The organism is Desulfococcus sp. (assembly GCF_041737845.1).
Classification (GTDB): Bacteria; Desulfobacterota; Desulfobacteria; order Desulfobacterales; family Desulfococcaceae; genus Desulfococcus.
Genome location: NZ_JBGSQX010000072.1, coordinates 42008 through 52733 on the forward strand (window position 1 = coordinate 42008; position 10726 = coordinate 52733).

General features: G+C 60.3%; 10 protein-coding genes. 2 read left to right on the plus strand and 8 right to left on the minus strand.

Translation table 11 applies throughout. The annotated features are described in order from the left end of the window. Positions 1 to 5: 5 nt before the first annotated feature. From ACEW8N_RS07755 to ACEW8N_RS07780, 6 genes are all read right to left on the minus strand, one after another. Positions 6 to 941: a methylenetetrahydrofolate reductase gene (locus ACEW8N_RS07755; RefSeq protein WP_373499231.1), complete on the minus strand. Its 936-nt coding sequence runs from the start codon at positions 939 to 941 to the stop codon at positions 6 to 8. After that, positions 934 to 1602: a methylenetetrahydrofolate reductase C-terminal domain-containing protein gene (locus tag ACEW8N_RS07760; RefSeq protein WP_373499232.1), complete on the minus strand. Its 669-nt coding sequence runs from the start codon at positions 1600 to 1602 to the stop codon at positions 934 to 936. The genes ACEW8N_RS07755 and ACEW8N_RS07760 overlap by 8 nt, the downstream gene beginning before the upstream one ends. After that, on the minus strand, positions 1599 to 2087 hold the full coding sequence (locus ACEW8N_RS07765) for a hydrogenase iron-sulfur subunit (RefSeq protein ID WP_373499241.1): 489 nt from the start codon (positions 2085 to 2087) through the stop codon (positions 1599 to 1601). Before ACEW8N_RS07765 ends, ACEW8N_RS07760 begins: the two co-directional genes overlap by 4 nt. An 88-nt stretch (positions 2088 to 2175) precedes the next feature. Beyond that, on the minus strand, positions 2176 to 5199 hold the full coding sequence (locus tag ACEW8N_RS07770) for an FAD-dependent oxidoreductase (RefSeq protein ID WP_373499233.1): 3024 nt from the start codon (positions 5197 to 5199) through the stop codon (positions 2176 to 2178). Then, positions 5189 to 6070 (minus strand): CoB--CoM heterodisulfide reductase iron-sulfur subunit B family protein, encoded by an 882-nt coding sequence (locus ACEW8N_RS07775; protein WP_373499234.1) that lies wholly within the window; start codon positions 6068 to 6070, stop codon positions 5189 to 5191. The genes ACEW8N_RS07770 and ACEW8N_RS07775 overlap by 11 nt, the downstream gene beginning before the upstream one ends. Before the next feature lie 16 nt (positions 6071 to 6086). Further along, positions 6087 to 6719: a 4Fe-4S dicluster domain-containing protein gene (locus tag ACEW8N_RS07780; RefSeq protein ID WP_373499235.1), complete on the minus strand. Its 633-nt coding sequence runs from the start codon at positions 6717 to 6719 to the stop codon at positions 6087 to 6089. Between the two features lie 537 nt (positions 6720 to 7256). Here ACEW8N_RS07780 and ACEW8N_RS07785 point away from each other — a divergent pair. Then, entirely contained in the window at positions 7257 to 7739 is a 483-nt protein-coding gene (locus tag ACEW8N_RS07785; RefSeq protein WP_373499236.1) for an ACT domain-containing protein, read from the plus strand. 68 nt (positions 7740 to 7807) lie between these two features. Here the strand turns inward: ACEW8N_RS07785 and ACEW8N_RS07790 are convergent, their stop codons facing one another. Next, a complete protein-coding gene (locus tag ACEW8N_RS07790) occupies positions 7808 to 8461 on the minus strand; it encodes a hypothetical protein (protein WP_373499237.1) in 654 nt (217 codons plus the stop codon). A 212-nt stretch (positions 8462 to 8673) separates the two neighbouring features. Beyond that, positions 8674 to 9876, minus strand: coding sequence for a response regulator (locus tag ACEW8N_RS07795; RefSeq protein ID WP_373499238.1), 1203 nt, complete (start codon positions 9874 to 9876; stop codon positions 8674 to 8676). A gap of 397 nt (positions 9877 to 10273) precedes the next feature. Here ACEW8N_RS07795 and ACEW8N_RS07800 point away from each other — a divergent pair. Beyond that, on the plus strand, positions 10274 to 10726 hold a 453-nt coding region (locus tag ACEW8N_RS07800; RefSeq protein WP_373499239.1), incomplete at its 3' end, for a single-stranded DNA-binding protein.

A 10726-nucleotide genomic window follows, 5' to 3' on the forward strand; every position in this document is an offset into this window, starting at 1 on the left:
TCCTCCTACACTTCCGGCCGAGGATACAGACCTGCCGCCTCCACGATCTCCGGCACCTTCTCTTCCCACTCGATGGCCATGATATGAAAGCCGGCGATCCCCTTGACCTCCTTGAGGCGCAGAATCTGCTCGATGCAGATCTTGATCCCCTCCTCAGCCTGTTTTTCCTTGGGCGTATCGGCCAGGCGTTTCACGATGGCGTCCGGAACGTCCATTCCCGGCACCCTGTTTTTCATGTACCGGGCCATCCCCACGGATTTCATGGGCGTCAGCCCCGCCATGATGTACGTTTTTTCATGAAGCCCGCGGTCCACGACCTTTTTCATCCAGTCTTCGAATTTCTCCATGTTGTAGATGCACTGGGTCTGGATGAATTCGGCGCCGGCGGCGATTTTCTTCGCCAGGCGGGACACGCGGATCTCGTACGGGTCCGCAAAGGGGTTGGCCGCGGCGCCGATGAACATCCTGGGCGGGCGCTTGATCTCGTCCCCGCCCAGGAATTTGCTTTCATCCCTCATCATCCGGACGGTCTGGAGCAACTGCATCGAATCCAGATCATGGACGTTCTGCCCTTTGGCGTTGTCGCCGAAACTCTGGTGATCGCCGGTGAGGCAGAGGATATTGTTGATATCCCATGACGCCGCCCCCAGGATGTCGCTCTGGAGGGCGATCCGGTTCCGGTCCCGCGTCACCATCTGCAGCACCGGCTCCACGCCCAGGGTTTTGAGACGGATGCAGGCCGCGAGAGAGCACATCCGGCAGACGGAGGTCTGGTTGTCCGTGATGTTGATGGCGTCGACATGGTTCCGGATCAGGGCGGCCTTCTCGCCGATCGCCTCGGGGTCGCTTCCCCGGGGCGGACCGCACTCGGAGGTGACGCCAAAATGGCCCGCGGCGAGAATCTTTTCCAGCTTGCTTGGGGTCTTGCACTCTTTACTCATTCAACAGGTCCTCCCTCACCAGTTTGCGGGGTCCGCCGGCTCTGTCGGTGGACCAGTCCTTAATGGGGGTCAACGCCTCGTAGTCGTCCATCCGCCCCAGCAGCTTCAGGCGGTCCACGATGAGCTGCCAGGCGCAGTCCACATCCTTGCTGATCTCGCATTTCCCCTTGGTGGATCCCCCGCAGGGGCCGTTCAACACGCGCTTGGCGCACCGAGCAATAGGGCAGATCCCTCCGGTCTGTCCGAGAATGCACGTGCCGCAGGCCTGGCAGCGCTCGGTATACACGCCGAATTTCTCCACGGCCCCCAGGAACGTGGTGTTCAGGCCGGGATAGATGGGTTTTGCGTATTTTTCCGCCATGAACTGCACGCCGATGCCGCAGGCGGTGCTCAACACGGCCTCGGTATTCTGGATCCGGCTCTCGGCCTTCTCGAAGAACTCATGCTCGCACTGTCTTTCGATGCCGGAATCGGTGATTTCGATGTCAACGCCCTCTTTCACGGCCTTCATCCGCAACATGGACGCCATGATCTCCGCTTCCTTGTTGCCGCCCTGCTGGCATACCGCCACACAGGTGTTGCAGCCGAAGACCAGGACCTTTTTGTGACCCTTGATCATGTCCCAAATTTCTTCCAGGGGTTTTTGTTCTCCGACGATCATCCTGCCTTACTCCTTTCCTTTGCTTCCGTGAGAGCAAACCAGATGGGAGACGGACCGAGCGCTCTGATTTTCTCCGTGAACTCGGTACAGATCTCCGCCCACCTCGGCCCCATGGCCGCAGAGAGGTTGTACATGTCAAGCCGCTCAGGATCGATGCCTACTTGGGGTAACAGTTTTTTCAGGTGATGGATCCGTTTCTTGGCGTTCAGATTTCCTTCCAGGAAATGACATTGCCCCTCCAGTCACCCGGCCACGAACAGGCCGTCGACGCCCCGTTCAAAAGCGCGGAGCACATAGCTGTGGTCCAGTTTGCCGGTGCAGGGCAGCCGGATGATCATGACGTTCGGAGAATAAGAGAGCCGCATGACTCCCGCCAGATCGGCCGCCGCAAATGCGCAGTAATGGCATGCGATGGCGAGGATTTTAGGCTCCCATCCCGGGGGCGCCTCCCTCGGCACCTCCAGCAGGGCCGCCGTCTCCTGCATTGCCGTTTGTGGTAATCCGGTCATGGTGTATCTTCCTTTTCTTTATACGTAATCCGCAGGGTTCCGTTCATGATGCGTCGGCGCCTCTTCATTCCATTTCCGTGGCGGCGTCGATCATGGCCATGATCTGGTCGTCCCGGAAGCTGTTGACTTGAAATGCCTTGGCGGGGCAGATGCCGGCGCAGATGCCGCAGCCGGTGCAGAGAATCTCGTTGTGGCTGATCTTCCCGTCCTCGTCAATGAACGGCGACCCGAACGGGCAGAGCCGCAGGCAGGCCAGGCAGGACATGCAGATGTCCCGGTTGTGCTTGGAGATGATCCCCGACACCGTCAGCCGGTCATGGGAGAGCACCACCCCCGCCCGCCCGGCCGCAGCCAGCGCCTGGCTCAGGGTCTCGTCCAGGTTCTTGGGCGCGTGGGCCAGGCCGGCCACATAAAGGCCCTCGCTGGGGAAATCCACGGGCCGCAGCTTCACGTGGGCCTCCAGGAAATATCCGTCCGGATTGACCGTCAGCTTGTACTGGCGACCGATCTTCTCGGTCAGGGGATGGGGCCTCAGGCCCGTGGAGAGCACCACCCAGTCGGGAGCGAAACGCATCTCCCGGTTGAGGACGTAGTCGTAGGCGTCAACCTGCAGCCGCCCGCCCGCCGCCTTCACCTCGGGTTTCCGATCCGGCTCGAAACGGACGAACAGCACCCCCAGCTCCCGCGCGCGCGTATAGTAGTCCTCGCGGAGGCCGTAGGTCCGGATATCCCGGTACAGGATCGTCACCTGGGCCGCCGGGGAGGCTTTTTTGATGGCGATGGCGTTCTTCACGGCGTCCTGGCAGCAGATCCGGGAGCAGTAGTTATTGGGCTCCTCCCGGGACCCCACGCACTGGATCATCAGGAAATGCTGGGCGGCCGGCGCCATGCCCTGGGCGATCCGCTTTTCCAGCTCCCGCTGGGTGATGATGCGGTCGCTCTCCCCGTACCCGTATTCCGTGGGCGTATACTCCACACCGCCGCTGGCCACGACGATGACCCCGTGGTCAAACACGTCGCCGTTGGTGAGCGTGGTCTGAAAATTGCCGATATATCCGCCGGTGCCGTCGACCTCCGCGCCCCTGTGGACGCTGATTTTGGGATGGGCCGCCACCTGGTCGATCCTGGCCTTGACAAAGGACTGGACGTCGGAGCCGTCCAGGGTCCGGTAGACCCCGGCGGCAAGGCCGCCCAGATGCTCCTCTTTTTCCACGATGTGGACGTCAAACCCCTGGTCTCCCAGGGCCAGGGCCGCTGTCATGCCGGCGATGCCGCCGCCGATCACCATGGCGCCCGGGATGACGGATACCGAATCGGTCTGGACCGGCTGGAGCAACCGCGCCTTGGCGACGTTCATTTTGACGATCTCCGTCGCCTTCCGGGTGGCGACCTCCTTCTGGCCCATGTGGCACCAGGAGCACTGCTCCCGGATGTCGGCAAGCTCGAACAGGTACTTGTTCAGTCCGGCGTCCCGGATGGTGTCCTGAAAGAGCGGGGCATGGGTCCGGGGCGTGCAGGAGGCCACGATGACCCGGTTGAGGCCCTTTTCCCGGATGATCTCCTTGATCCGTTCCTGGCCGTCGGGGGCGCAGGCATACATGAGGTCGTCGGAATATTCGACATCCGGCAGCGCGCGCATCTCCTCGGCCACCTTCTTGACATCCACGGTCTGGGAGATGTTGATGCCGCAGTGGCAGACAAACACCCCCACCCGCGGGGCCTGTCCGGTGATGTCGGTTTCAGGCGGCAACTGGACCGCCTCAATCTCGGTGCCCCGGGCCTCGCCCAGAAGGGCCATGGCCCGGCCGGCCACGGCGCTGCCCTGGGCCACCGTCTCGGGAATGTCCTTGGGCCCCTGGAAGGTGCCGGTGACGTAAACCCCTTCCCGGCTGGTCTCCACCGGCGCCAGGGTTTCGGTTTTGGCAAACCGGTGCACGTTGGCCTCGATGCCGAAGGTTTTTGCGAAGGCAAGGGCATCCTTGTGGGGTTCGAAGCCGATGGAGAGCACCACCATGTCGAACATCTCGTCCACCAGAGCGCCGTCGGGGGCGGCATACCGGAGCAGAAGGTTCCCGCTTCCGGGCTCCTCCTTGATGTCGGAGACCATGGTCCGACGGTAAACCACGCCGTACTGGTTCTTGGCGCGGTCGACGTACTTGTCGAAGTCCTTGCCGAAGGCCCGCATCTCCATATAGAAGATCGTCGGCTGGATGCTGCCGTCGTGCTCCTTGGCGATGACCGCCTGCTTGGTGGCATACATGCAGCAGACCGACGAGCACCAGGGGTTGGCATTCCGCTGGTCCCGGGACCCCACGCACTGGATCCAGGCGACCTTTTTGGGGTGACGCTCGTCCGAGGGGCGCTTCACCTCCCCCATGAAGGGGCCGGAGGCGGACAGGATCCGCTCGAACTGGATGGAGGTCACCACGTTGGCCCAGCGGCCGAACCCGAGTTCCCCCCGGACCTTGGGATTGTAGCGATCCAGGCCGGGGCTCAGGATGATGGCCCCCACCTTGAGGTCGTAAATCTTCTCCGTATCCTCGAAGTTGATGGCGTTGGTCTCGCAGAATTTGACGCAGGCCTTGCATTTCCCCTTGGTCAGATAGATGCAGTTCTCCTTGTCGATGACCCGGGTATGGGGCACCGCCTGGGGCAGGATCGTGTAGATGGCCTTGCGCTTGCTGAGGCCCTGCTCGAAGGCGTTGACGACCAGCTTGGGGCACTTCTTCTCGCACGCCCCGCACCCGGTGCAGCGCTCCGGAATCACGAACCGTGGCTGCTCCCGCACCGTCACCGTGAAATCGCCGGGGACGCCCGAAACCGCCTCCACATCCGAAAGGGTATGGATCTCGATGTTGGCATGCCGGCCCACCTCCACCATTTTGGGCGAAATCATGCACATGGAGCAGTCGCCCGTGGGGAAGGTCTTGTCGAGCATGGCCATGGTTCCGCCGATGGAGGATTCCCGCTGGATCATGTGGACCTTGAACCCGCTGTCAGCGAGATCGAGAGCCGCCTGCATGCCGCCGATGCCGCCGCCTGCAATCAGAACCGAGCCGCGTTTGATGGTGTGTGGACTATCGTTCATCTCCCTCCAGCTCCTTTAAGAGTGTCGTGCCGTCTATGAAATGCCGATCCACCTGAAGCGCCTCGGGGGATATCCCCATGGCCGCTCCGATGACCTCTGTGATGAAAAAGACCGGCAGCCGCTCCTCGATGCCGATTTTCCGGCAGACCGTATCCTGATGGGCATCCAGGTTCAACTGACACATGGGGCAGGTGGCCACGAAGCAGTTTGCCCCCCGCGAAACCGCCTCCTTCATGATCTTGCCCATCAGGCTCAGCGACGTTTCCAGGTCGTTGACGGCCGCAGACGCCCCGCAGCAGAAGGTCTTGTGGTTCCAGTCGATGGCCTTGACGCCCAGGGCGCCCAGCACCGTTTCCATCCCCTGGGGGTTTTCCACGTCGTCCGGCACCGGCACCGTATACGGGAAACGGGTCTGCATGCAGCCGTAATAGCAGACCGGTTTGAGGCGCCTGAACTTGTGCTTGACCTTGGGTTGGAGGGCGCCCGCCTGGATCCGGTGGATCAAAACCTCCAGAATGGAAGAGACCTTGAGGCCCCCGTTCATTTTTTTTACAAAGGCCCCGTTGATCTCCGCCTTGAGCCGGGCATCGCCCGCGAGCCTCTGCTGCGCCACAAGGGTCCTGGAATAACAGGCCGAGCAGGGGATCACGATCTCTTCATAGCCGGCGGCCTCGGCGATGCCGATATTCCGGGCCGGCATGGCCACGGCCAGGAAATCATTCACCTTCCCGGCGGATGTCGCGCCGCAGCAGTTCCAGTCTTCAATTTCCTTCAGCTCGACCCCCAATTCGGAAAAAATCCGGCGGCTCTGCAAATCGTACAACGCGGACGACTGTTTCAGGGAGCATCCGGGGTAATACGCGATTTCCATGATCTACCTCTTTCCTTTATGGGTTTATGCCGGGAGAGGCCGGGGGCCGCTTCTTCGCCTTGCGGTAAAGGGCCTTGATCTCCTTCCGGCCCTTGGCCATCATGAAACCGGCATGCAAGCGCTTCAGCTTGAACATGGCCATCCCCAGGCGCGCCTGCCCCTTCAGCTCGTCGACAATGGCGGCGTAATTCTTGACGCGGACTTCCCGGAGGGCGTTCTTGATTTCGTAGATACCCATGAATTCCATCTCATTGACCCGCCCCCATCGCAGGCCCGACTCCAGGAAACTGTCGTGGAATGCGGCCACCTTCGGCTGGAGCGGCGGGATATGGGCCTCCTTGGCCATCTTTTTGAGCGTCTCTGTGATCCGGGCCGTCTGGATATCGTTGGGGCAGCGCGTGCCGCAGGTGTAGCAGGAGACGCATTTCCAGACCAGTGGATTGGAGAGGGCCGTCTCCCGGTCGCCCAGGATGACGTGCCGGATGAGAATATTGGGGGTGAAAAATCCGGTTTCGTCTCCCACCGTACAGCCGGCAGCGCACCGGCGGCACTGATAGCAGGCGGTCAGCATCTGTCCCGAGCGCTCCATGACCTCCTGAAGAAAGGGGGTGGCGTTTTCGGGTCTAAAGTCGAGTACAGGTCCCGTCATTTTCTCTCCTTCTATAGTGAAGGTTTACAATTCGGAGCCAACCCCGCATCTCGGATTCGCTGTCGCTATGGTCTGTTTCGATGGAACCGGCGTGATTGGTACCCGGATAGCACACGACGCATCGCCATTTGGCAATGGAGATTTGTCAATATTTATACAGATTCCAAATAAATAAATTGTATTTATTAGATGCCTATTCGCAGATTTGTCAAGGATAAAATACTCGGCGGAAGCAATCTTTTCCGGAGATTTTCGACCTTTCCATCTTATTAAAAATCTTATCTCATATTTAACGATCTTGGACAAAAGAAAATGAGAAATTGAAAGGGCTATCGATCCCTCATGACGAGGATGCGGCGGTGAAAATCACCCCGCCGGCATCCTGAAAAAGACGCCCCGGAGCAGGAGATCCGGTGGGTTGGCGGATTCTGGACCCCGGGGCGGCATGAAGGGATTCGGTTGACTTCAAATCCGACATTGTCTATGCTCGGATCCATGCATTTTATTTAGATTGATCTCAAAAAAAGGAGAAAAACCATGGTCAGAACAGAGATATCTTTATTCCTGAAAAATGTCCCCGGAGAGCTGGGCAAGCTGTCGTCCCTCCTGTCCGAAACAGGCATCAACATCGATGCCATCACCATACAGGACGCCTCGGCCTATGTGCAGACCCTGTTTCAGGCCCGCGGAAAATCCCTCAAGCGGATCGCGTCGAGCGCAAGCTACAACTCCATGCGGAAGGACTCCTCGGATTTTGCCCTGATCCGCCTCCTCGTGGATAAAACCGATGCGGCCGTTACGCTCCTGGAAACCCATGACTACCTTTTCGACACCGTCCAGGTCATCGCCGTCAAGCTGGAGAACCGGCCGGGGGAACTGGCGAAGATCACCAACAAGTTCGGCGAAGCGGGGATCAACATCAACTACGTTTACGGATCCGTCTCGTCTCCGGAGGAGAAGTGCCTCTTCGTGTTCTGCCCGGAGGACATCCAACTGGCCTCCAAGATTTTCAACGGGTAACGCGGCGGGGAAGGCGGGCGCCCCCCTGTTCCCTGAGACGAGGGGGGCGTTCATCGAACGGGGCCGGCCTATATTTTGTACTTGAGGGTGATCTCCTCCTCCTTGGGTTTGTCCGGCCCGCCCGGATCTTCCTGGGGCGGCGGGGGCGACGGCGGCGGTGCGGGTGCGCTTCCGGAGACCTTTTCCTCGTATACCCTCATGAGGAAAACGGTCGCCAGGGGCTGGGTGAAGAGCCAGCCGACAAACACGGAACTGCCGATGGCCGAAATCCCCATGAACAGGATGGCGGCGATCACGTGGTCCATCAATTGATCCCCGGACACGATCCGGAAGCTCTCCTTGACGGCGTCCACAAGCCCGAAGTTCCGGTCGGTCATGAGCGGCATCATATAGAGGCAGGCAAAGGTGACGCCGCAGACGATGACGATACCGGGCAGAAAAAGGATGGAAAATCCGATCATCGACACGACGAAGACCACGATCCCGAAGGCCAATAACGGAAGAAAAAGCCGCATTTCCGAGAAGAGGTCCTGAATTTTCGGCTCCCGCCCGCTCCTGACCAGCATCAGAACGGACTGCATGTACCCGGCCAGCATCACCGGCGCCATAATGCCCAGGGTGATGACGCCGACCACCCCCATGACCAGGGTCATCAGCAGCAGGGATACGATGTATTTCAGTGTCAAATGCCAGGCGTTTTCCAGATGAGATTTAAAATCCATGCGCGCTCCTTTTCACATCAGGGTTGATAGAGTCTTCAAGACAACGGTGCCGGGGCGTCTCATTGACCCTTTTCGGCATCACCATCCTGCTCGTCTCAGGTGGTTGAAGATCCGCCCACTGCGGGAGATTTCCCGATCCCGGAGCGGCGGATGATATGTTATCCCTCCCGAACTTGTCAAACACTATTGCGGCCGGCCGGCCCCGCGACGGTTTACGGACCATCGGCCATGGGCTTGAGCGGCACGGTCAGCCCGACGCGGGTGCCGCCCCCCGGCGAGGACTGGATCTCGAAATCCCCGCCGAGATGAAACAGGCGCTCCCGGATGGAGAACAGGCCGAAGCCGCCGCCCGCATCGGGCTTGAATCGGGTCCCCGCGACCTCAAACCCGATCCCGTTGTCTTTGATTTCTATGGTAACGCATTCGCAGCCCCGGGAGATGCGGACCTCCGCATGGGTCGCTCCGGCATGCTTGACCACATTGAAAAGCAGTTCGCGGATGGAGCGGAAGAGGTGAATCCGGGAGGGACTGTCCAGGGATTTCACGTCATCATCACAGTGGAGATCGATGGTCAGATGATGCTTCTCGGCGATCTTGTCGATGTGGTCCTTGACCGCGGCCGTCAGCCCCAGCTCATACAGGATCGGGGAGCTGAGTTCGTATGACAGGTCGCGGGTCTCCTTGATGACGCAGCGGACATTTTGGATGATGCCGTCGATGGTATCCGCGTGCCGGGGGTCCTCCATGCCGCGCTTGAGCCGTCCCAGCTCGATCTTGATCCTCGCGAGGGCCTGGCCGACGCTGTCGTGAATGTCGCAGGCGATTCGCCTTCTCTCCCGCTCCTCGGTCAGGGTCAGTTCCGACGTAAGGGACCGGAGCTTCCCCTGCTGCCGCAGCAGTTCCTGGGCCGTCCGCATGCGCTCCCGGTTTTCCAGCGCCAGTTGGCGGTTGATCTCCTCCAGTTCGGCCGTCCGCTCCCGGACCCGCCGCTCCAGTTCGTCGCGGGCATTCCGCAGTTCCGCCGTTTTCAGCTTCAGTTCCAAGTTGGTCCGCAGCCGGGCCAGGAGCTCGGCCGCGTTGAACGGTTTGGTGACGTAGTCCGACGCCCCGACCTGAAACCCCTTGACGATGTCCTCGGGCGTTCCCCGATGGGCGCTGATGAAGATCACCGGGATCTCCCGGGTTTCCGCTCCCTGTTTCAACCGCCGGCACGCCTCGTAGCCGCAGCCGTCCGGCATGACGATGTCCATCAGGATGAGATCCGGCATCACCTCCCCGGCCATCTCCGGCAGGCGCTTCCCGGTTGTCGCATAGGCGATCCGGTATCCCTCCGTGTGGAGGATCTTGGCCAGCAACTGAATGTTTTCCCGAATGTCATCCACGATCAGGATCAAGGGCGGCTTGCCGGTCATCATCCATCCTTCCACGCAACGGGGTGAACAAAAAGCATGGGCTTCGCGAACGCCAGGGGAACCTAAGGATTAAATCTCATAACAACCTGTTCCCAACGATTTTCATATACAAATTCCAAAAAAATGCAAGTCGCATCTGCTCCGCCGGGGAAACCTGCGTCGATATCTATCCATTTGACAAACCCGCGGGTTATCGCATAGTGATGGGAGTCGTTCGGAGAACCATGCGAAAAATGCTGGGACCAGGATTCCGGCCCGCACCGACGCCCGCTGGTGCGTCAACCGCGCCGCCCCGGCAGATGGACCTTACTCACCTGATTTCTTCAATTTTTCAAACCGCGAGGGCTGGAGGCAAATCCGACGGCGCTTCCGGCAGCGGCATCGACAGGGAGACCTCACCATGGCAGGAGTCAACAAAGCGATTATCATCGGCAGGCTGGGACAGGATCCGGAAATCCGATACTTTCAGGACGGTACGGCCGTCGCCAACTTCAGCGTTGCCACGTCAGAGGAATGGAAGGACAAGGAGACCGGCGAAAAACGGGAGCGCACGGAGTGGCACCGCATCGTCGCCTTCAAGAGGCTTGCGGAAATCTGCGGGCAGTATCTCGCCAAAGGCCGGCAGGTTTGCATCGAGGGCCGCATCCAGACCCGCGAGTGGGAAGACCGGGATGGGAACAAGCGCTACACGACGGAGATCGTTGCGAACACCATGCAGATGCTCGGTTCGAAAACCGACACCGGACCTCAGAACGCCAATGCCGGCGGCGGCCAGCCCGGGGGGTACGGCAGGGCGCCCCAGGGGAACCCGCCGAATCAGGGGAACCCGGCTGGCGGCTACCCGGGCGGCCCC